This window comes from Klebsiella electrica (assembly GCF_006711645.1).
Classification (GTDB): Bacteria; Pseudomonadota; Gammaproteobacteria; order Enterobacterales; family Enterobacteriaceae; genus Klebsiella; species Klebsiella electrica.
Genome location: NZ_CP041247.1, coordinates 475,589 through 496,716, shown reverse-complemented (window position 1 = coordinate 496,716; position 21,128 = coordinate 475,589). Strand labels below are relative to the sequence as shown.

The 21,128-nt window shown below is 54.9% G+C and carries 18 protein-coding genes; 8 read left to right on the top strand and 10 right to left on the bottom strand.

The genetic code is table 11. From position 1 onward, the window contains the following. Positions 1-74 precede the first annotated feature (74 nt). The gene (locus Electrica_RS02365) at positions 75-1,010 is read right to left on the bottom strand and encodes a TIGR01212 family radical SAM protein (RefSeq protein WP_141963295.1); all 936 of its coding nucleotides are present in this window, start codon (positions 1,008-1,010) and stop codon (positions 75-77) included. Positions 1,011-1,682: 672 nt separating this feature from the next. On the opposite strand from Electrica_RS02365, the gene gltB reads away from it, so the two are divergent. Next, on the top strand, positions 1,683-6,143 hold the full coding sequence (gltB, locus tag Electrica_RS02355; RefSeq protein WP_131048459.1) for a glutamate synthase large subunit: 4,461 nt from the start codon (positions 1,683-1,685) through the stop codon (positions 6,141-6,143). Between the two features lie 9 nt (positions 6,144-6,152). Next, positions 6,153-7,571, top strand: a complete 1,419-nt coding sequence (locus Electrica_RS02350; RefSeq protein WP_141963292.1) for a glutamate synthase small subunit — start codon at positions 6,153-6,155, stop codon at positions 7,569-7,571. 325 nt (positions 7,572-7,896) lie between these two features. Here the strand turns inward: Electrica_RS02350 and sspB are convergent, their stop codons facing one another. The 5 genes from sspB to zapE form a co-directional block, all read right to left on the bottom strand. Beyond that, positions 7,897-8,394, bottom strand: coding sequence for a ClpXP protease specificity-enhancing factor (gene sspB, locus Electrica_RS02345; RefSeq protein ID WP_141963290.1), 498 nt, complete (start codon positions 8,392-8,394; stop codon positions 7,897-7,899). Positions 8,395-8,397: 3 nt separating this feature from the next. Further along, a complete protein-coding gene (gene sspA / locus Electrica_RS02340) occupies positions 8,398-9,036 on the bottom strand; it encodes a stringent starvation protein SspA (protein WP_004868218.1) in 639 nt (212 codons plus the stop codon). 313 nt (positions 9,037-9,349) lie between these two features. Then, on the bottom strand, positions 9,350-9,742 hold the full coding sequence (gene rpsI, locus Electrica_RS02335) for a 30S ribosomal protein S9 (protein ID WP_003025138.1): 393 nt from the start codon (positions 9,740-9,742) through the stop codon (positions 9,350-9,352). 15 nt (positions 9,743-9,757) lie between these two features. Then, positions 9,758-10,186, bottom strand: coding sequence for a 50S ribosomal protein L13 (rplM, locus tag Electrica_RS02330; protein ID WP_004868222.1), 429 nt, complete (start codon positions 10,184-10,186; stop codon positions 9,758-9,760). Positions 10,187-10,463: 277 nt separating this feature from the next. Beyond that, positions 10,464-11,591, bottom strand: coding sequence for a cell division protein ZapE (gene zapE / locus Electrica_RS02325; RefSeq protein ID WP_141963288.1), 1,128 nt, complete (start codon positions 11,589-11,591; stop codon positions 10,464-10,466). A gap of 192 nt (positions 11,592-11,783) precedes the next feature. Between zapE and zapG the strand changes: the two genes are divergently transcribed. The 3 genes from zapG (at position 11,784) to degS (ending at position 14,870) form a co-directional block, all read left to right on the top strand. Beyond that, positions 11,784-12,182: a Z-ring associated protein ZapG gene (zapG, locus tag Electrica_RS02320; protein WP_100684869.1), complete on the top strand. Its 399-nt coding sequence runs from the start codon at positions 11,784-11,786 to the stop codon at positions 12,180-12,182. 174 nt (positions 12,183-12,356) lie between these two features. After that, complete coding sequence (gene degQ, locus Electrica_RS02315; protein WP_141963286.1) at positions 12,357-13,724, top strand: serine endoprotease DegQ; 1,368 nt, start codon at positions 12,357-12,359, stop codon at positions 13,722-13,724. Between the two features lie 87 nt (positions 13,725-13,811). Next, positions 13,812-14,870, top strand: a complete 1,059-nt coding sequence (degS, locus tag Electrica_RS02310) for an outer membrane-stress sensor serine endopeptidase DegS (protein ID WP_100684871.1) — start codon at positions 13,812-13,814, stop codon at positions 14,868-14,870. Positions 14,871-14,927: 57 nt separating this feature from the next. Here degS and mdh read toward each other — a convergent pair whose 3' ends face one another. Beyond that, positions 14,928-15,866 (bottom strand): malate dehydrogenase, encoded by a 939-nt coding sequence (gene mdh / locus Electrica_RS02305; protein ID WP_131048455.1) that lies wholly within the window; start codon positions 15,864-15,866, stop codon positions 14,928-14,930. Between the two features lie 414 nt (positions 15,867-16,280). On the opposite strand from mdh, the gene argR reads away from it, so the two are divergent. From argR to yhcN-B, 3 genes are all read left to right on the top strand, one after another. Then, positions 16,281-16,751, top strand: a complete 471-nt coding sequence (gene argR, locus Electrica_RS02300) for a transcriptional regulator ArgR (RefSeq protein WP_100684873.1) — start codon at positions 16,281-16,283, stop codon at positions 16,749-16,751. Positions 16,752-17,104: 353 nt separating this feature from the next. Then, positions 17,105-17,368 (top strand): peroxide/acid stress response protein YhcN, encoded by a 264-nt coding sequence (gene yhcN / locus Electrica_RS02295; RefSeq protein WP_100684874.1) that lies wholly within the window; start codon positions 17,105-17,107, stop codon positions 17,366-17,368. A 102-nt stretch (positions 17,369-17,470) separates the two neighbouring features. Then, the gene (yhcN-B, locus tag Electrica_RS02290; protein ID WP_004868249.1) at positions 17,471-17,737 is read left to right on the top strand and encodes a DUF1471 family stress response protein YhcN-B; all 267 of its coding nucleotides are present in this window, start codon (positions 17,471-17,473) and stop codon (positions 17,735-17,737) included. Positions 17,738-17,786: 49 nt separating this feature from the next. Here the strand turns inward: yhcN-B and Electrica_RS02285 are convergent, their stop codons facing one another. The 3 genes from Electrica_RS02285 to aaeA all read right to left on the bottom strand — a co-directional run bounded on the left by Electrica_RS02285 (position 17,787) and on the right by aaeA (position 21,125). Beyond that, a complete protein-coding gene (locus Electrica_RS02285) occupies positions 17,787-18,062 on the bottom strand; it encodes a barstar family protein (RefSeq protein WP_100684875.1) in 276 nt (91 codons plus the stop codon). Positions 18,063-18,219: 157 nt separating this feature from the next. Next, positions 18,220-20,187: a p-hydroxybenzoic acid efflux pump subunit AaeB gene (gene aaeB, locus Electrica_RS02280; protein WP_141963284.1), complete on the bottom strand. Its 1,968-nt coding sequence runs from the start codon at positions 20,185-20,187 to the stop codon at positions 18,220-18,222. A 5-nt stretch (positions 20,188-20,192) separates the two neighbouring features. Next, positions 20,193-21,125, bottom strand: a complete 933-nt coding sequence (aaeA, locus tag Electrica_RS02275) for a p-hydroxybenzoic acid efflux pump subunit AaeA (protein WP_100684877.1) — start codon at positions 21,123-21,125, stop codon at positions 20,193-20,195. Positions 21,126-21,128: the final 3 nt, after the last annotated feature.

The window sequence follows — 21,128 nt, the reverse complement described above, 5'->3', positions numbered from 1 at the left end:
TTCGCGACAACTCCGCACAATAATACTCAATTCTGAGCAATACGCTGTAAGTTGTGCGAAAAATGCGGGCGCCACTACTCTAAAACCGCGCGCGGTACCCAGGCTCGTCCCAGCGCCGAGCCCTGCACGCCGTGTTGATTGAGATAGCGGTCCAGTTCAACCATCCCGGTCCAGCGGTTCTCGCACCACAGGGGGGCCAGTAGCGTCGGACGCCGGGCGCTGGCGGAAATACGGTGATAGATAACCTCAGGCGGGGTGTGGCGAATCATCTCCCCGACCGTGACCGTATACTCATCCAGCGCAATCGCCGTCAACCGCCCCGCCTGCCAGGCTTTGGCCATCGTACTGCCGGTGACAATATGCAGCGGATGCAGTTTGATGCCATCCACGCCGGTATCCACAACCTGTTCCAGCATTTGCAGGCAATGGCTCTGCGCCTCGCCCGGTAACCCGACAATCAAATGTGTGCAGACCTTCAGCCCGCGCTCTCGCGCCAGACGGGTCGTGCGCTGATAACAGGCAAAATCATGACCGCGATTAATCCGCCGCAGCGTTTTGTCATGCGCGGTCTGTAAGCCAAGCTCCAGCCACACTTCGTAGCCCTGTTCCCGATAGCCGCTGAGCAGATCTAATACCGCCTCCGGAACGCAGTCAGGACGAGTCCCCACGCACAGCCCAACGATACTGGCCTGACTGACCGCCTGCTGATACATCGCGCGCAGCACCTGAACTTCGGCAAAGGTACTGGTGTAAGCCTGAAAATAAGCCAGATAGCGCTTTGCGCGATTAACCCGCTGCGCCTGGTGCGCCAGCTGTTCAGCAATGGAGTGGTGCTGCTGCTCTTCGTCAGCAAAAGAGGCGACGTTGCAAAACGTGCAGCCTCCGCGGCCGAGGGTGCCATCGCGATTCGGGCAGCTAAACCCGCCATGCAGCGTCAGTTTATGGACCTTTTCGCCATAGCGCCGCGAAAGATCCCCACCAAACATATTGACTAATTTTTGTAACTGCATAATCTGATAGACCGGCCTGAAGAAAGGGGCCAAGCCTGCCATTTTTAGCCACCGACGGCGATGACCTGGATCAATCGTCAGCGCGGCCGTTCAGCTCATTGCATAAACACTCAAGATAACTGCAATTTCATTCACTCACTCTGTGATGAGTTTTCCTTATACTTAACCTCAAGTTTGCCATTATCTTCATCAGGGCAAAAAACAGTGTTATTTGCCACCTCAAAGGAAACAAGCAGATAAATACTCTGCGATAAACGGGCAGTTCAGCACAGAACGATAATGTTACGCTATCGATATAGTGAGACAGATCACACTAGATTATGCTTTCCGCTACGTTTCAGCACCGCTTAAAACGCAACTATTATTTTAATAATCATTATGTTAAACGCTGTATAGCACATTTTTGCATAAATAAGATTGCCATTTGACGTAAGTGCGGATTCCCGATAAGTTGGGAATCCGCTGGAAGCTTTCTGGATGAGCACTCTGCTCATCATATTTATGCAGTAATTGAGATTCCCTCTTACAGCAAGTCCTCAAACTTGCGTACCGATGCGAAAAGGATTTAAAGAGGGCGAATGCGAGGTGCAAACCCCGTCGCCATGCTCTTTCTGTGCCCGTGCGCAATCGGTATCGGAGGGTGTCCCGTAGAGCCTGGGGAGGTTCACTGATATGTTGTACGATAAATCCCTTGAGAGGGATAACTGTGGTTTCGGCCTGATCGCCCACATAGAAGGCGAACCTAGCCACAAGGTAGTGCGAACCGCTATACACGCACTGGCCCGAATGCAGCACCGCGGCGCGATCCTTGCCGATGGTAAAACCGGCGACGGTTGTGGCTTGCTGCTGCAAAAACCTGACCGTTTCTTCCGTATCGTTGCGGAAGAGCGCGGCTGGCGTTTAGCCAAAAATTACGCCGTCGGGATGTTATTCCTTAATAAAGATCCTGAACTGGCAGAGACGGCACGCCGCATCGTTGAAGAAGAACTACAACGTGAAACCCTGTCTATCGTCGGCTGGCGCGAAGTGCCGACCAACGAAGGGGTTCTCGGTGAAATCGCCCTCTCCTCGCTGCCCCGTATTGAACAAATTTTTGTTAACGCCCCGGCAGGCTGGCGCCCGCGCGATATGGAACGTCGTTTGTTCATCGCCCGTCGCCGCATTGAAAAGCGTCTGCAGGAAGATAAAGATTTCTACGTTTGCAGCCTGTCGAATCTGGTGAACATTTACAAAGGTCTGTGTATGCCGGCTGACCTGCCGCGCTTCTACCTGGACCTCGCGGACCTGCGTCTGGAGTCGGCAATCTGCCTGTTCCACCAGCGCTTCTCCACCAACACCGTGCCGCGCTGGCCGCTGGCGCAGCCGTTCCGCTACCTGGCGCACAACGGCGAAATCAACACCATCACCGGCAACCGCCAGTGGGCGCGCGCGCGTACCTACAAGTTCCAGACGCCATTAATTCCGGACCTGCACGATGCGGCACCGTTCGTCAACGAAACGGGCTCCGACTCCAGCTCCATGGATAACATGCTTGAGCTGCTGCTGGCCGGCGGTATGGATATCGTGCGCGCCATGCGTCTGCTCGTCCCGCCAGCCTGGCAGAACAACCCGGATATGGATCCGGAGCTGCGCGCCTTCTTCGATTTTAACTCCATGCATATGGAGCCGTGGGACGGCCCGGCGGGCATCGTGATGTCCGACGGTCGCTACGCCGCTTGTAACCTCGATCGTAACGGTCTGCGCCCGGCGCGCTACGTCATCACTAAAGACAAGCTGATCACCTGCGCTTCAGAAGTGGGGATTTGGGATTACCAGCCTGACGAAGTGGTCGAAAAAGGCCGCGTTGGTCCGGGTGAACTGATGGTTATCGATACCCGCGGCGGACGCATTCTGCACTCCGCGGAAACCGATGACGACCTGAAAAGCCGCCACCCTTACAAAGAGTGGATGGAGAAGAACGTTCGTCGCCTGGTGCCGTTTGAAGACCTGCCGGACGAAGACGTCGGCAGCCGTCAGCTGGATGACGATACCCTCGCCAGCTTCCAGAAACAGTTCAACTACAGCGCAGAAGAGCTGGACTCCGTCCTGCGCGTACTGGGCGAAAACGGCCAGGAAGCCGTCGGTTCAATGGGCGACGATACCCCATTTGCCGTGCTCTCCAGCCAGCCGCGTATCATTTACGACTACTTCCGTCAGCAGTTCGCGCAGGTCACTAACCCGCCGATCGACCCGCTGCGTGAAGCCCACGTAATGTCGCTGGCTACCAGCATCGGTCGTGAAATGAACGTCTTCTGCGAAGCGGAAGGCCAGGCCCACCGCCTGAGCTTCAAATCACCGATCCTGCTGTACTCCGATTTCAAACAGCTCACCACCATGAAAGAGGAGCACTATCGCGCCGATACGCTGGATATCACCTTTAACGCCGCGGAAACCTCGCTGGCCGACACGGTGAAAGCGCTGTGTGATAAAGCCGAACAGATGGTCCGTAACGGTACCGTGCTGCTGGTGCTCTCCGATCGTAATATCGCGAAAGATCGTCTGCCGGTTCCGGCACCGATGGCGGTAGGCGCGATTCAAACCCGCCTGGTGGATAAGAGCCTGCGCTGCGATGCCAACATTATCGTTGAAACCGCCAGCGCCCGTGACCCGCACCACTTCGCGGTGCTGCTGGGCTTCGGCGCCACGGCTATCTATCCGTACCTGGCCTATGAAACGCTGGCGAAACTGGTCGATAACAAGGCCATTGAGAAAGACTACCGTACAGTGATGCTGAACTACCGTAACGGCATCAACAAAGGCCTGTACAAGATCATGTCCAAGATGGGGATCTCGACCATCGCCTCCTACCGCTGCTCGAAGCTGTTCGAAGCGGTTGGCCTGCATCGTGAAGTTTCCGACCTGTGCTTCCTCGGCGTTGTCAGCCGCATCGGCGGCGCGGGCTTTGATGACTTCCAGCAGGATCTGCTGAATCTGTCCAAACGCGCCTGGCTGGTCCGTAAACCGCTGGATCAGGGCGGCCTGCTGAAATACGTTCACGGCGGCGAATATCACGCCTATAACCCGGATGTCGTTCGCACGTTGCAGCAAGCGGTACAGAGCGGCGAATACCAGGACTATCAGCAATATGCGAATCTGGTGAATGAACGCCCGGCGGCAACGCTGCGCGATCTGCTGGCGCTGAATCCTGGCGATGACGCCATCAGCATCGACCACGTTGAATCGGCCAAAGAGCTGTTCAAACGCTTCGATACCGCCGCCATGTCTATCGGTGCGTTAAGCCCGGAAGCCCATGAGTCGCTGGCGGAAGCGATGAACAGCATCGGCGGCTTCTCTAACTCCGGCGAAGGCGGCGAAGACCCGGCGCGCTATGGCACCAATAAAGTGTCGCGTATTAAACAGGTCGCTTCTGGCCGCTTCGGCGTGACTCCGGCTTACCTGGTCAACGCCGACGTTATCCAGATTAAAGTCGCCCAGGGCGCGAAGCCAGGCGAAGGCGGGCAGTTGCCGGGCGACAAAGTCACGCCGTATATCGCCAGACTGCGCTATTCGGTCCCGGGCGTGACCCTGATTTCGCCGCCGCCGCACCACGATATTTACTCTATCGAGGATCTGGCGCAGCTGATCTTTGACCTTAAACAGGTCAACCCGAAAGCGATGATTTCCGTGAAGCTGGTTTCCGAACCGGGCGTCGGCACCATCGCCACCGGCGTGGCCAAAGCCTATGCCGATCTTATCACCATCGCCGGCTACGACGGCGGTACCGGCGCCAGCCCGCTCTCTTCAGTGAAATATGCGGGCTGCCCGTGGGAACTGGGCCTCGTTGAAACCCAGCAGGCGCTGGTGGCTAACGGCCTGCGTCATAAGATTCGCCTGCAGGTGGACGGCGGCCTGAAAACCGGCCTTGATATCATCAAAGCGGCGATTCTCGGCGCAGAAAGCTTCGGCTTCGGCACCGGTCCGATGGTTGCGCTCGGCTGTAAATATCTGCGTATCTGCCACCTGAACAACTGCGCAACCGGCGTAGCAACTCAGGATGAAAAACTGCGTAAGAATCACTATCACGGCCTGCCGTTCAAAGTGACCAACTACTTTGAATTTATCGCCCGCGAAACCCGCGAGCTGATGGCTGAGCTTGGCGTGAAGCGTCTGGTGGACCTGATTGGCCGCACCGACCTGCTGAAAGTGCTGGATGGCTTTACCGCGAAGCAGCAGAAGCTGGATCTGAGCAAACTGCTGGAAACCGCCGAGCCGCATCCGGGTAAAGCGCTGTACTGCACCGAAAGCAACCCGCCGTTTGATAACGGGGTGTTGAACGCGCAGCTGCTGCAGCAGGCAAAACCGTTCGTGGACAACAAGCAGAGCAAAACCTTCTGGTTCGATATCCGTAACACCGATCGTTCCGTTGGCGCTTCGTTGTCTGGCTATATCGCCCAGACCCATGGCGATCAGGGGCTGGCAGCAGACCCGATTATCGCGCACTTCAGCGGTACCGCAGGCCAGAGCTTCGGCGTGTGGAATGCCGGTGGCGTGGAGCTGCACCTGACCGGCGACGCGAACGACTATGTGGGTAAAGGGATGGCTGGCGGCCTGCTCGCCATTCGTCCTCCGGTAGGTTCTTCCTTCCGTAGCCACGAAGCGAGCATCATCGGTAACACCTGCCTGTACGGCGCGACCGGCGGTCGTCTGTACGCAGCGGGCCGCGCAGGCGAGCGTTTTGCGGTGCGTAACTCCGGTGCCATCACCGTGGTAGAAGGCATCGGCGATAACGGCTGCGAATACATGACCGGCGGCATCGTCTGCGTACTGGGTAAAACCGGCGTCAACTTTGGCGCAGGGATGACCGGCGGCTTTGCTTACGTCCTGGATGAAGACGGCGATTTCCGTAAACGTGTGAACCCGGAACTGGTGGAAGTGTTGGACGTTGACTCTCTCGCTATCCATGAAGAGCACCTGCGCGGTCTGATTACCGAACACGTGCAGCTTACCGGTTCGTCTCGTGGCGAAGAGATCCTGGCCAACTGGCCGGCTTTTGCCGCGAAATTCGCGCTGGTTAAACCAAAGTCCAGCGATGTTAAAGCACTGTTGGGTCACCGTAGTCGTAGCGCAGCAGAGCTGCGTGTGCAGGCGCAGTAAGGAATTCAGATGAGCCAGAACGTATACCAGTTTATCGACTTACAGCGCGTTGATCCGCCAAAGAAACCGCTGAAGATCCGTAAAATTGAATTTGTCGAAATTTATGAGCCGTTTTCAGAAGGCCAGGCCAAAGCTCAGGCAGATCGCTGCCTGTCCTGCGGCAACCCGTACTGTGAATGGAAATGTCCGGTCCACAACTACATCCCTAACTGGCTGAAGCTCGCCAATGAAGGACGTATTTTTGAAGCGGCAGAGCTGTCGCATCAGACCAACACCCTGCCGGAAGTCTGCGGGCGCGTCTGCCCGCAGGACCGTCTGTGCGAAGGCTCCTGTACGCTGAACGACGAGTTTGGCGCGGTGACTATCGGTAACATCGAGCGTTATATCAACGATAAAGCGTTCGAGATGGGCTGGCGCCCGGATCTCTCCGGCGTGAAACCCACCGGTAAAACCGTGGCAATTGTTGGTGCCGGTCCGGCGGGACTGGCCTGCGCAGACGTCCTGACCCGCAACGGCGTCAAATCGGTGGTATTCGATCGCCATCCGGAAATCGGTGGCCTGCTGACCTTCGGTATCCCTGCCTTTAAGCTGGAAAAAGAGGTGATGACCCGTCGCCGTGAAATTTTCACCGGCATGGGTATTGAGTTCAAACTCAATGTCGAAGTGGGCCGTGACGTTCAGCTTGACGATCTGCTGAAAGATTACGACGCCGTCTTCCTTGGCGTGGGGACCTATCAGTCCATGCGAGGCGGGCTGGAAAACGAAGAGGCAAATGGTGTCTTTGATGCACTGCCATTCCTGATTGCCAACACCAGGCAGACCATGGGCTTTGGCGAAACGGCGCACCAGCCGTACGTCAATATGGAAGGTAAACGCGTGGTCGTGCTTGGCGGTGGCGACACCGCGATGGACTGCGTGCGTACTTCCGTACGCCAGGGCGCAACTCACGTTATCTGCGCCTACCGTCGCGACGAAGAAAACATGCCGGGTTCCAAACGCGAAGTGAAAAACGCGCGCGAAGAGGGCGTCGAGTTCCAGTTCAACGTTCAGCCTCTGGGCGTGGAAGTGAATGCTAACGGCAAAGTGTGCGGCGTGAAAATGGCGCGTACCGAGATGGGCCAGCCGGATGCCAAAGGCCGTCGTCGTGCGGAGATCGTCGCGGGCTCCGAGCACGTTGTCCCGGCGGATGCGGTGGTCATGGCGTTTGGTTTCCGTCCGCATAGCATGGAGTGGCTGGCGAAGCACAACGTTGAGCTGGATTCCCAGGGCCGTATTATTGCGCCGGAAGGCCATGAAAATGCGTTCCAGACCAGTAACCCGAAAATCTTTGCCGGCGGCGATATCGTGCGCGGTTCCGATCTGGTGGTAACGGCGATTGCCGAAGGTCGTAAAGCGGCTGACGGGATCCTGAACTACCTGGAAGTGTAATACCGGATAAACGTTTCTACCGGTTATGAGATAAAGCCCGATGGTGCAAACCATCGGGCTTTTTGCGCATGGGGGCTGGAATTGTGGCAACGGTTTTCTTGCCGGTTGGTATGAGAGTCTTTTATAGGGTGGTCCGAGGGAAAAAGGGGGGATGGCTATATGCCGGGTGACGGTGGAATATGCCACCGAACTTAAGCGCAATCCAGCCAGAACCCCCTTCCCCGAACCGCCGTTGACACGAACACCACGACTGGCCATTTAAAAAGGGCCCCATGCTAAACATGGGGCCCTTCTATACCCGCTACCGGGAACAAACCAATTCTTATTACTTCACGACGCGCAGCGCCGGACGCCCACCGCGCGGCGGCGGCGGCGTATCATCCGGGTCATCATCATGATGATCCGGCTTATCGCCGTCGATCACCGACATGACCGTCTCGCTTTCATTGCTTACCGATGTATCGTCATCATTCAGGGTGGTGACGTCTTCATCGTAAGCCGCTTCAGGTTCGAACATGGTGCCCGCGCCGTTTTCACGAGCATAGATAGCCAGTACAGCAGCCATCGGCACGGAAACATTACGCGGGACACCGCCGAAGCGCGCGTTGAAGCGCACTTCGTCATTCGCCAGTTCCAGATTACCCACGGCGCGCGGAGCAATATTCAGAACGATTTGCCCGTCGCGCGCGTACTCCATCGGAACCTGCACGTTTGGCAGTGTCACATCCACAACCAGGTGCGGAGTCAGCTGGTTATCCAGCAGCCACTCATAGAACGCCCGCAGTAAGTACGGGCGACGCGGCGTTAGCTGCGATACATCCATCGGTTAGCCCCGACCGAGACGCATTTCACGCTCGGCTTCAGTTAAAGAAGCGAGGAAAGAATCACGTTCGAAGACGCGAGTCATATAGCCCTTGAGCTCTTTCGCGCCGGCACCAATAACTTCAACACCGAGAACCGGCAAACGCCACAGCAGCGGCGCCAGATAGCAATCAACCAGGCTGAACTCATCGCTCAGGAAGTAAGGTTTCTGAGTGAAGACAGGCGCAATCGCCTGCAGCTCTTCACGCAGCTGTTTGCGTGCGGTATCCGCTTGCGCTGCGGTACCGGTCTGAATGGTATTCATCAATGAATACCAGTCTTTCTCGATACGCTGCATGTACAGACGACTTTCTCCACGCGCGACCGGATAGACCGGCATTAACGGTGGATGCGGGAAACGCTCATCCAGATATTCCATAATGATGCGGGATTCCCACAGAGTGAGCTCACGATCCACCAGCGTAGGTACGCTTTGATTCGGGTTGAGGTCAATCAGATCCTGAGGCGGGTTGTCCTTCTCCACGTGCTCTATCTCAAAACTAACACCTTTTTCTGCCAGCACGATGCGGACTTGGTGGCTATAGATGTCAGTAGGACCAGAAAACAGCGTCATTACCGAACGTTTGTTGGCAGCGACAGCCATGAAAACCTCCAGGTATATTCAGAATTTTTGTACTGCTGCCAGCCACGTATGGCCAGCCAGATGTAAAAACCCCATTCGCGTGAAGTCATTATTGTTTATGCGAAAAAACAAAAAACGAACAATCACCAGCATTTGGGCAGAAAATTGGATGATAGTTTACCAGATCTTGAAGGCATTGTGGTGAGGGGATTCTGGAAATGCTGAAAAAGTGGTAAGAACAGGCGATTTCCTTGTGGATAACCGCAGGTTTATGCATAAAAAAACCCGCCGAAGCGGGTTTTTTCGCAAATTGTTCTGCGTAAGCAGAAAACAATTAACGTTTGGAGAACTGAGGACGACGACGTGCTTTACGCAGACCGACTTTCTTACGTTCAACCTGACGAGCATCACGGGTAACGAAGCCAGCTTTACGCAGTTCGCCACGCAGGGACTCATCATACTCCATCAGAGCGCGGGTGATACCGTGACGGATCGCACCAGCCTGACCAGAGATACCACCACCTTTAACGGTGATGTACAGATCCAGTTTCTCAACCATGTCGACCAGTTCCAGCGGCTGACGAACTACCATGCGGGCAGTTTCACGACCGAAGTACTGTTCCAGAGAACGCTGGTTGATAACGATTTTACCGCTGCCTGGTTTGATGAAAACGCGAGCTGCGGAACTTTTGCGGCGACCAGTGCCGTAATATTGATTTTCAGCCATTGCCTATAATCCCGATTAGATGTCAAGAACTTGCGGTTGCTGTGCCGCGTGGTTGTGCTCGTTACCCGCGTAAACTTTCAGTTTACGGTACATAGCACGACCCAGCGGGCCTTTTGGCAACATGCCTTTAACCGCGATTTCAATCACACGCTCAGGACGGCGAGCAATCATCTCTTCAAAGGTCGCTTCTTTGATACCACCGATGTGGCCGGTGTGATGGTAGTACATTTTGTCTTCGCGCTTGTTGCCGGTTACAGCAACTTTTTCTGCGTTCAGAACGATGATGTAATCACCAGTATCGACGTGCGGAGTGTATTCCGCTTTATGCTTACCGCGCAGGCGACGAGCCAGTTCAGAAGCCAGACGGCCCAGAGTTTTACCGGTCGCGTCAACAACATACCAGTCGCGCTTTACGGTTTCTGGTTTAGCTGTAAAAGTTTTCATTAAAAGCTTACCCAAATAATAAGTTACACGTTGGTGAACACCCAAACGTTTAGTCAGTTGAGGTTCACACGACATTGTCCAGCAAACCTACCCCTTCGAATAGCCTATGCCGGCACTATAGAAAGTTTTGGGAAAAAAACCTTCTTGTAACGTGGGGTCGCAAGATTATAGAGAAGTCGGGGCCAAAGATCGACCCCTTTATGTGATTTGAACCGGCTTTTTTCGGCGGCGCGTTGCCACGCGATACCCTTGCGTCATGGCAACACGACGCGTGCCGTTAAGGCATATGCGGGCGTTTCAAATACTCTTCGCTTTGCATTTCCTGCAGGCGCGATAAGCAGCGCTGAAACTCAAACTTCAGTCGCTCCCCCTGATAAATGTCATACAGCGGCACCGCGGCGCTGACGACCAGCTTAACGTGCCGCTCGTAGAACTCATCCACCAGGGCGATAAACCGCCGGGCTTCGCTCTCCAGCAGTGTGGTCATTACCGGGACATCAAATAACATGACGGTATGGAACAGGCGCGAAAGCGCGATGTAATCGTGCTGGCTGCGCGCATCCACGCACAGTGTGGCAAACGAGGCCGCCAGCGTCTGGTTTTCGACGCCTAATGTCGGCAGCGGTCGATGGTTAATTTCCAGCGTAGGCGTCTGCTCGCGTTTCGCTCCCGCTAATGCCAGCCACAGTTTATCCATCTGCTGCTGCGTCTGCGCATTGAGGGGCGACAGCCACAGATGGGCCTGCGTCAGCGTGCGCAGACGGTAATCAATGCCCGCATCGACGTTCATAATGTCGCAATGCTGTTTAATCGCATCGATTGCGGGCAGGAAGCGGGCGCGCTGCAGACCGTTGCGGTAGAGCTCATCTGGCGGGATGTTCGAGGTGGCCACCAGCGTGATGCCACGCGCGAACAGGGCTTTCATCAGGCCGCCCAGCAGCATGGCGTCAGTAATATCGGAGACAAAGAACTCATCGAAACAGAGAACGTCGGTTTCCGCCTTGAAGCGGTCGGCGAGGATTTCCAGCGGATCGCTGTGTCCCTGCAGGGTAATCAGCTCTTCATGGACACGCAGCATAAAGCGATGGAAGTGCAGGCGCTGCTTACGATCGCCGGGCAGGCTATGATAAAACAGGTCCATCAGCCAGGTTTTCCCTCGCCCGACGCCCCCCCACATGTACAGGCCGCGCACCGCTGCAGGCTCGACGGCAGGTTCGCGCTTACCCAGCCACTTGCCGAATTTTGCCCGCAGGCCGCTGCTTTGCGGTGCCGGAGCGGGTTTATTCTGCAGTTCATGATAAATCGTATCGAGGCGGTTTACCGCTTCTTGCTGGACGTCGTCAGGTTGATGGCTGCCCTCTTTGAGGGCTAAAAGGTAACGCGATGTTGGGGACAGGCTTTGCATGATCTTATTGTTATTCCTTGAAAACCGTAATGCTGAAGCTCACGATTGACGAAAAAAAGGCCGTTCTACACTACGCGATGATACGCCAGGATTCCACTTCTGTGGAATTAGCGGTTATAGTGGCACTATCGGGCGCAGGCGGAGAGCCTTACAGCCACACCCTACGGAACCACAAAACAACGGGAGATGTACATGACCTGGGAATATGCGCTAATTGGGCTAGTTGTCGGTATCATCATCGGTGCCGTCGCCATGCGTTTTGGCAACCGCAAATTACGTCAACAACAGGCGCTGCAGTTCGAACTGGAAAAGAATAAAACAGAGCTTGAAGAGTATCGTGAAGAGCTGGTCAGCCATTTTGCCCGCAGCGCTGAACTGCTGGACAACATGGCGGATGACTACCGTCAGCTGTATCAACACATGGCGAAAAGCTCCAGCAGTCTGCTGCCGGATGCGATGGCAGAAGCCAATCCGTTCCGCAACCGTCTTGCAGAATCGGAGGCCAGTAACGATCAGGCGCCGGTTCAGATGCCGCGCGACTATTCTGAAGGCGCATCCGGCCTGCTGCGCGGTGGCGCAAAACGCGACTGATTTATCCCTGCCGGCAAAAAATATTACCCGGGCGCGCACTCTGCGCCCGCCTCAACCCCACATCCCAGCTATTATTTAATCATTGACCGCATTGTTAGCCGGTTGAAAATTCAATAACATCAGGCCATCCGGGACGTTTTTCCATACACCTCAGGTTACGAGAGCCAGCATCTAATGAAGAAACAGACTTTGCTGTTGAGTGCGTTAGCGTTAAGCATCGGGTTATCGTTGTCGGTTTTACCTACGGCGACGGCATCGTTACCCACGCAGGTACCCGGCCAGGGGGCGTTGCCAAGCCTTGCGCCGATGCTGGAAAAAGTGCTGCCTGCGGTCGTAAGCGTACAGGTTGAAGGGACCGCCGCCCCCGCGCAAAACATGCCGGAAGAGTTGAAAAAGTACTTTGGCGACAATGCGCCGCAGGAGCAGGCTCAGCCTTTTGAAGGTCTGGGCTCCGGGGTCATCATCGATGCCGCCAAAGGCTATGTACTGACTAATAATCACGTGATCAGCCAGGCACAGAAAATCAGCGTTCAGCTCAACGATGGCCGCGAATTCGATGCGAAGCTGGTCGGCAGCGACGATCAGAGCGATATCGCCCTGCTGCAACTACAAAATCCCAGCCATCTGACGCAAATCGCCATCGCCGACTCCGATAAACTTCGCGTTGGCGATTTCGCCGTGGCCGTCGGGAATCCGTTTGGCCTCGGGCAGACCGCCACATCCGGTATTATCTCCGCGCTCGGTCGCAGCGGGCTGAACCTTGAAGGGCTGGAGAACTTTATCCAGACCGATGCCTCTATCAACCGGGGTAACTCCGGCGGCGCGCTGCTGAACCTGAACGGCGAGCTGATTGGTATCAACACCGCGATTCTGGCGCCAGGCGGCGGCAGCATCGGCATTGGCTTTGCCATTCCGAGTAATATGGCGAAAACCCTCGCTCAACAGCTGATCCAGTTTGGCGAAATCAAACGCGGTCTGCTGGGAATTAAAGGCATGGAAATGAGCGCAGATATCGCTAAAGCGATGAATATCGACGCTCAGCGCGGGGCCTTCGTCAGCGAAGTCTTAGCGAATTCAGGTTCGGCGAAAGCCGGGATTAAATCCGGCGATGTGATTGTCAGCATGAACGGTAAACCGCTGAGCAGCTTTGCCGAGCTGCGTTCGCGCATTGCCACGACGGAGCCTGGCACCAAAGTGAAGCTGGGCCTGTTGCGTGACGGGAAACCGCTGGATGTCGAAGTCACTCTGGATAAGAGCACTTCGTCTACCGCCAGCGCCGATCTTATCATCCCCGCGCTGCAGGGGGCATCGCTGAGCGACGGTCAAATGAAAGACGGCACCAAAGGCGTCACCGTCGACAACGTCGACAAAGGAAGCCCGGCGGCGCAGGTTGGCCTGCATAAGGACGATATCATTATTGGCCTTAACCGCGAGCGCGTGCACTCTATTGCCGAACTACGTAAAGTGCTGGAGAGCAAACCGGCTGTCATCGCCCTGAACATCGTGCGCGGTAACGAAAGCATCTATCTGTTGCTGCGATAACGCGTATTTCCGGACATCGCCCGCCGTGCGATGTCCGGATAACTCGTGCTATGCTGCGCATGTCCATCCATCAACGATACCGGTATCATGCCTGGAAAGCTTTTACGTTCTGTACTCATGGGGTTACTCGTCGGCGGCCTGCTTCTGGCCTTGATGCCTTCGCTGCGTCAATGGCATCTGTCGACGGCGACCCAGTACGATAGCGCGGACGAATCGCCCGCCAGCTATAATTCTGCCGTTCGCCGCGCCGCACCTGCGGTGGTCAACGTCTATAACCGCGCGCTGAACAGCACCAGTCATAATCAGCTGACTCTGGGCTCCGGCGTTATCATGGACCAGCGTGGTTACATCCTGACCAATAAACACGTCATCAATGATGCGGATCAGATTATTGTCGCCCTGCAGGATGGCCGCGTTTTTGAAGCCTTACTGGTTGGCTCTGATACCCTGACTGACCTGGCGGTTCTAAAAATTAACGCCAACGCCGGCCTGCCGGTCATCCCTATCAACCCGAAACGGGTGCCGCATATCGGCGATGTGGTCCTTGCAATTGGTAACCCTTACAACCTCGGTCAGACGATTACTCAGGGGATTATCAGCGCCACCGGTCGTATTGGCCTGAACCCTACCGGGCGACAAAATTTTCTGCAAACCGATGCCTCAATCAACCACGGTAACTCCGGCGGCGCGCTGGTGAACTCACTGGGCGAACTGATGGGCATCAACACGCTGTCATTTGATAAAAGCAACGATGGTGAAACGCCGGAAGGGATCGGCTTTGCGATTCCCTTCCAGCTGGCAACCAAGATCATGGATAAGCTGATCCGCGATGGCCGCGTGATCCGTGGTTATATCGGTATCAGCGGCCGCGAAATTGCGCCGCTGCATGCTCAGGGCGGCGGCATCGATCAGCTGCAGGGGATTGTGGTGAATGACGTCGCCCCGGATGGTCCGGCGGCTCAGGCCGGTATCCGCGCCAACGACGTGATCATTTCGGTGAATGACAAACCGGCGGTCTCCGCCCTCGAAACCATGGACCAGGTCGCGGAAATCCGCCCTGGCTCAGAAATTCCGGTGGTTATCATGCGCGATGACAAAAAAATCACGCTGCATATCGCTGTTCAGGAATATCCGGCGACCAACTAACCGCCATAAAAAAACCGGAGCCACTCAACTGCTCCGGTTTTTTATCGCATCGCCATGTTATTTATTGACGAACTCTTCGCCCATAGCGATATCTTTCTTCAGCGTATCCAGCATCCCTTCCAGCGCCTGTTGCTCAAATGCGCTCAGCTTACCGAAAGGTCGACGCTCTTCGATGCCGTTTTTGCCCAGCAGTAACGGCTGCGAGAAGAAACGCGCGTGCTGGCCATCGCCTTCAACATAAGCGCATTCGACCACGCCTTTCTCACCCTGCATCGCGCGCACTAAGGAAAGACCAAAGCGTGCGGCCGCCTGACCCATCGAGAGCGTGGCCGAACCGCCACCGGCTTTGGCCTCAACAACTTCGGTGCCGGCGTTCTGGATGCGTTTTGTCAGATCGGCGACTTCTTGCTCGCTGAAGCTTACGCCCGTAATCTGCGACAATAACGGCAGGATGGTCACGCCGGAGTGGCCGCCAATAACCGGCACTTCAACGTCAGATGCGGATTTACCTTTCAGCTCAGCCACAAAGGTATTTGAACGGATGATGTCCAGCGTAGTGACGCCAAACAGTTTGTTCTTATCGTAAACGCCCGCTTTTTTCAGCACCTCTGCCGCAATGGCCACCGTCGTGTTCACCGGGTTAGTAATGATACCGATGCAGGCTTGCGGGCAGGTTTTCGCTATCTGCTGTACCAGGTTCTTCACGATACCCGCGTTAACGTTAAATAAATCGGAGCGATCCATGCCTGGCTTACGGGCGACACCAGCAGAAATCAGCACCACATCAGCCCCGACAAGCGCCGGAGTTGCGTCTTCACCGGAGAAACCTTTGATTTTTACATCGGTAGGGATATGGCTAAGATCAACCGCCACGCCCGGCGTGACCGGAGCAATGTCGTACAACGAGAGTTCTGAACCTGAAGGCAGTTGGGTCTTAAGTAGTAGGGCAAGCGCCTGGCCGATTCCACCAGCGGCGCCGAGGACTGCAACTTTCATCCTAAACTCCTTATTATGGTTAATATAGTCTTTCGTTACTCCGTCGCCTGGACCTTAATTCACAAGATGAACAATTACAATAGGTTTGGTTGAAGAATGCGTTCTGTTGCGCAGCGATGCATCCGCTTCACATTTTCATCCCTGAGACTGACCATCCAGCAAAGCGTAGTACCGGATCGACTGTTGGTTACAATACACCCAGCTCGCTCGGCAAAACAACATCATTCTCATAACATTTGGTTTACTTTTACGGTGATTTACGCGCTGTGATGAAGGCATGTTCCTCAGCAGGGTTATTTGCTAAAATATGCCCCCTTCATAACATTATTTACTTTATCCTTCTGCGGATTATTTGCATAAAAATTCATTTCTATGCATAATGATGGTATTTTTACCACCATAATTGGGTGACTTATGCGAAGTTCGGCAAAACAAGAAGAACTGGTTAAAGCGTTTAAACTGCTGCTTAAAGAAGAAAAGTTCAGCTCTCAGGGTGAAATCGTCCAGGCGCTGCAGGAAGAAGGTTTCGATAATATCAACCAATCGAAAGTCTCCCGCATGTTGACTAAATTTGGCGCGGTTCGTACCCGTAACGCCAAAATGGAGATGGTCTATTGCCTGCCTGCCGAGCTTGGTGTTCCGACGACCTCCAGCCCGCTGAAAAACCTCGTGCTCGATATCGACTATAACGATGCCGTCGTGGTTATCCATACCAGCCCGGGCGCTGCGCAGTTGATTGCTCGCCTGCTGGACTCTCTCGGCAAAACGGAAGGCATTCTCGGCAGCATTGCCGGCGATGACACCATCTTTACGACCCCGGCCAGAGGCTTCACCGTCAAAGATCTGTACGACGCCATTCTCGTTCTGTTTGAACAGGAACTCTGAGGGCCCCCCCTCTGGTTCCTGCCAGAGGGCCGTTGCAAAAATATTGCATTTCTTTAACAGTTAGTGTGGTTTTCGCCCTCTATACATACTTTTACCGAATGTGCCGGCCATAAGCGCACAAAACATCAAAATCCCCTATCCATATGATTTTAATCGCTATATTAGAGTTGCGTAGCGAGTAAATGACATTTCTAATTCTTATATGTTATAAAAAAGACAATTCTTTGTAATTATTTACTCAAATAACAATTAGCAGAGTATTAATATTTTTGGTGATTAGTGTATACTTGATTTTGTGATGAGGGTCACGAAACGAAGAGCCCTCAATAATAAGATTCGACGAGGTGAACATCATGAAAATCAAAACCACTGTAGCTGCACTAAGCATCCTGTCCGTTCTGTCCTTTGGCGCTTTCGCCGCTGACTCTATCAACAGCGATCAGGCGCAAGGCCGTCAGTCAATCGGTACCATTTCCGTCGGCGCGGTGAGTTCTTCCCCGATGAGTATGCATGAAATGCTGAACAAGAAAGCCCAGGAAGAAGGGGCATCTTCTTATCGCATTATCGAAGCCCGTACCGGTGACCACTGGCACGCTACGGCAGAGCTTTATAAATAAGACGTAACGATTGTCGGTTACTTACTGAATACGAATAATTTCCAGCGGCCCAGGTCCATTCAAAGCCTCCCGCCGCTGCAACAAATGGTTGGAGTAAAGATTATGAAACGTTCAATGATCATCGCATCCCTGGGCCTGGCTTCCGTTCTCTCCTTCGGCGCCAGCGCCGCCGTACATCAGGTCAACGCGGAACAAGCTCAAAATCTGCAGTCGATGGGCACTATCTCTGTTTCACAGGTAGGCAGCGCCCCGATGGATATGCGCCACGAACTGGCGGCTAAAGCCGAAAAAGAAGGCGCCAGCAGCTACCGTATTATCGAAGCCCGTACCGGCGATAGCTGGCACGCTACCGCTGAGTTGTACAAATAAACCCTCGTCGTCTTGTCCGACGACTTGCCCCCGCCTGTCGGGGGCTTTTTTATGCCTGCCTGGCGTTAAACCGCAGCTCCCCTTCCAGTTCTTCTTCCGCTTCATCGAACAGCAATATCAAGGCGCCAAAGCGCCGACGCTGCTTATCGTTTAAGTGAATAAACTCAATCTCCAGCGGCAACGGCAGCAGACCGCCGGTTACGGCTTCCCACAATGAATCCAGATTGTTCACCTGCTCGCGGTTGAGCGAGAAGCTCTGTGAAAACTCACGATAGAAATCCTGCTGATCGGCTATATCATCAAAATCAAATGTATAGATAGTCATCGCCCACACCCTGTCAACATCGCGCTATTGTCACCCGCCAATACTGTCCATGCATCCACGTGCCGGGGTTCTCTCCCTGCTTCCCTGAACGAAACGCGAATATCCCCGACGATTAAGTATAGTGATAAAAAAACCGACGCTTCCGCGTCGGTTCAGGTTAGCTATTGGTCAAGACATGCTGGTACTTACGCAGCATCTCCACCAGCCGCCGGACCGGTTCCGTCACCTGCGGCGACGCCTCCCAGACCTGCAGTTTTTCCTGATAAACGTCGAGCTCTTCTAACAAACGAGCGAAATAGCGACGTCGTTTATCATCACTGACTGCGGAAATGACATGGTCCGCGGTGCGTCGCAGCTGGCGGTGAAATGCCGACAGATCGTCGTTTACCGGCACAGGCGCATCGCGCAGACGCTGATGGGCAATAATCAGGGTCAGCGCCAGGCGGAAACGGGCAATATCACCGGGGAACTTATTCAGCAGCAGGAACAGCTGCTGATACAGCGCCGGCAAATGGTTCTCTTTGCGACGCGCGGTATTGGTCGTCAGCGATGACACCGCGGCCGAAACAAACTGATTCAGCAGCACACGCCCGGTACGCGCTTGTGAATTATCCCGCACCAGCAGAATCACCATCAGCGCAAGAAAACAGCCGACGATCTGGCCCAGCGCGCTATCGAGAAACTGGCTGAACTGAAACTGCATCGGGTTATCCAGTACCAGAATGTTGATGGTACTCGCCAGCGCGCCCAGCGATCCCAGCCGCCGCTTTTGCACCTCAATACCGATAAAGAACGCCATCGCCGCCAGGCTGATACACAGCAGCAGCATACTCTGCTGCGTGGCGGGCATAATCACCAGGAAGAACAGCGCCCCCAGCGGTAAGGCCGCCAGCGTACCGTAGAGAAAGTCTATCGCCACCATGCGTGGGTTAGGCAGGCGCATGGCGAGCGACGTCACTACCGCGATCATCACCATCGCCCCGCTGCCGGAAGTCCAGCCGGTCCACAGCCAGAACAGCGTCCCAAGGATGCAGGAAATGGAGGTGCGCCAGAAGTTGACCATCGCATGATGATGCTCGGCGGAACCCGCCTTTATCACCACTTCCCCCTGCAGCACTTCATCTTCAACCCGGCTAATCCTGGTATTGCCGACCACGCCGCGCTTCAACAGCAGATAGCGCGTCGCGGCGCCAACCCAGCTGTAAATCGTTACCGGCGTATTGTGCTCCCCCTTCCAGGTCAGAAAGCGGCGCATTCTTTTCAGCTGTCGATGGACGTCCTGCACGGTTTCAACCGGTTCGGCAAACAGCTCGCGGTAATCATTGGTGACGATTTCCGGGCGCGAATTCTGGATCAGGTACGTTTCGCAGGCCTGGGTAATCAGGGTTAAAGAAAGAGTATTAATCGCCTTCAGGCGCTGGTTCACCTTCGCCCAGCGCGAGGATTCCATAATCAGGTTGCCGCGCATTCCTTCCAGCGCGCTGGTCCGCCGCACCAGTGAACCCCATGCTTTATCGACCACTTCGCTGTCGCCATGCGCCACGCAAAGCTGCATCAGGCGGTACTGTTCTACCAGCAGGTTATCCAGTTCAAGATCGATCTCTTTCTTAATCGAGCGCGGGGAAAATAGCAGATCCGCCATGATGGCGCTGACAATACCCACCACAATCTCGCTGCAACGCTCAACGGCAAACTGCGGCGCCAGCATCGGGTCAGTATGAATGGTGATAACAATGATAAGCGCAGTATAGCCGGCCAACCCCCAGGCGTAGGAGTTTTCGACGCGAACCAGTGAGGAGATCCAGGTGCAGAAGCCCGCCCACAGACAACATACCAGCAGCATCAACAGCGGCGCACGAATCATCAGAATGATTATCGCCAGCGCCGCAATACAGCCGATAAACGTCCCGGCGATACGCAGCATCCCGCGATAGCGGATCGCGCCAGAATAGGGCTCTCCACCGGCGGCGAACGCCGGACCGGCGGTGACAATGGCCGCGGTGAGCACCGCCCAGCGCGGTGTTTCCAGTTGAAAATGGAAGCCGACAAAAAGCGACAGCACCACCGCGCACGCTAATTTAATCGCGAAGCGAAGGTGCCGGGGATAAATGGTGAAGATCCCCATAGCGATTAACCAAACTCACGCAGGCGCATCGCCAGTTTCTGGAAGAAGTTCGCCTGGGTTGTATCGCGGTCTTGTTTACCGGTAATCACCACCGTCGCGGTTGTCCCCGCAGGCCACAGATTGCCCTGCTGCTCATCGAGTCGAATGCGAACCGGCACGCGCTGGGCCAGACGAACCCACTCAAGGTTAGAGTCCACGGAAGCCATCCCTTTGGCGTCGCTACTGCTGCTGGCGTTGGTTACCCCGGCGGCGATGCTGTCCACCGTACCTTTAATCGAGTGGCTGCTTCCCAGCGGGGTAATTTCCGCGCGGTAGCCCTGGCGTACCCCTTCCAGTTTGGTCTCTTCCAGGTAGGCCACCACGTAAAAGGTACCTTGTTTAACCAGCGCCACGGCTGTCGAACCGCGGGTAATAAATTCACCGCTGTAAACATTGAGGTTGGTCACCCAACCATCGGCTGGCGCGCGTACAACCGTGCGTTCCAGATCGAGCTTCGCCAGATCCCGACTGGCCACGGCTTTCGCCAGCTGATGCTCTGCCGTTTGTAAGACGTTATTGGCCTGGTCTATCTCTTCACGAGACATCGCCTGTACGCCCAGCTTATTACGGCGGCCGGCTTCAACACGTTTTTCCTGCGCCAGAGTCTGGTAGTAGTAAACATCGGCCTGAGCTTCTTCGAGGGCTTTCTGATAACGCGGCTGATCAATCACAAACAAAACCTGGTCTTTCTTAACCAGTTGGTTATCCTTGATATTTACCTGCGAAATCAGCCCCGAAACATCGGGTGCGATCGCCACGATGTCGGCGCTGAATCGCGCGTCGCGCGTCCAGGGAGACGCGGTGTAATAGACCCAGGCGCGAAAAATCGCGACAAATGCCAGGATAACCAGTATCACAGTGATTGCGGTACGGAAGATATTTCTTGTTAGTGTTTTCACATC

Bases quoted from the DNA above. Each gene is read 5' to 3' on its own strand.
- Electrica_RS02365 (WP_141963295.1), bottom strand. From the start codon at position 1,010: ATGCAGTTACAAAAATTAGTCAATATGTTTGGTGGGGATCTTTCGCGG.
- gltB (WP_131048459.1), top strand. From the start codon at position 1,683: ATGTTGTACGATAAATCCCTTGAGAGGGATAACTGTGGTTTCGGCCTG.
- Electrica_RS02350 (WP_141963292.1), top strand. From the start codon at position 6,153: ATGAGCCAGAACGTATACCAGTTTATCGACTTACAGCGCGTTGATCCG.
- sspB (WP_141963290.1), bottom strand. From the start codon at position 8,394: ATGGATGTATCGCAGCTAACGCCGCGTCGCCCGTACTTACTGCGGGCG.
- sspA (WP_004868218.1), bottom strand. From the start codon at position 9,036: ATGGCTGTCGCTGCCAACAAACGTTCGGTAATGACGCTGTTTTCTGGT.
- rpsI (WP_003025138.1), bottom strand. From the start codon at position 9,742: ATGGCTGAAAATCAATATTACGGCACTGGTCGCCGCAAAAGTTCCGCA.
- rplM (WP_004868222.1), bottom strand. From the start codon at position 10,186: ATGAAAACTTTTACAGCTAAACCAGAAACCGTAAAGCGCGACTGGTAT.
- zapE (WP_141963288.1), bottom strand. From the start codon at position 11,591: ATGCAAAGCCTGTCCCCAACATCGCGTTACCTTTTAGCCCTCAAAGAG.
- zapG (WP_100684869.1), top strand. From the start codon at position 11,784: ATGACCTGGGAATATGCGCTAATTGGGCTAGTTGTCGGTATCATCATC.
- degQ (WP_141963286.1), top strand. From the start codon at position 12,357: ATGAAGAAACAGACTTTGCTGTTGAGTGCGTTAGCGTTAAGCATCGGG.
- degS (WP_100684871.1), top strand. From the start codon at position 13,812: ATGCCTGGAAAGCTTTTACGTTCTGTACTCATGGGGTTACTCGTCGGC.
- mdh (WP_131048455.1), bottom strand. From the start codon at position 15,866: ATGAAAGTTGCAGTCCTCGGCGCCGCTGGTGGAATCGGCCAGGCGCTT.
- argR (WP_100684873.1), top strand. From the start codon at position 16,281: ATGCGAAGTTCGGCAAAACAAGAAGAACTGGTTAAAGCGTTTAAACTG.
- yhcN (WP_100684874.1), top strand. From the start codon at position 17,105: ATGAAAATCAAAACCACTGTAGCTGCACTAAGCATCCTGTCCGTTCTG.
- yhcN-B (WP_004868249.1), top strand. From the start codon at position 17,471: ATGAAACGTTCAATGATCATCGCATCCCTGGGCCTGGCTTCCGTTCTC.
- Electrica_RS02285 (WP_100684875.1), bottom strand. From the start codon at position 18,062: ATGACTATCTATACATTTGATTTTGATGATATAGCCGATCAGCAGGAT.
- aaeB (WP_141963284.1), bottom strand. From the start codon at position 20,187: ATGGGGATCTTCACCATTTATCCCCGGCACCTTCGCTTCGCGATTAAA.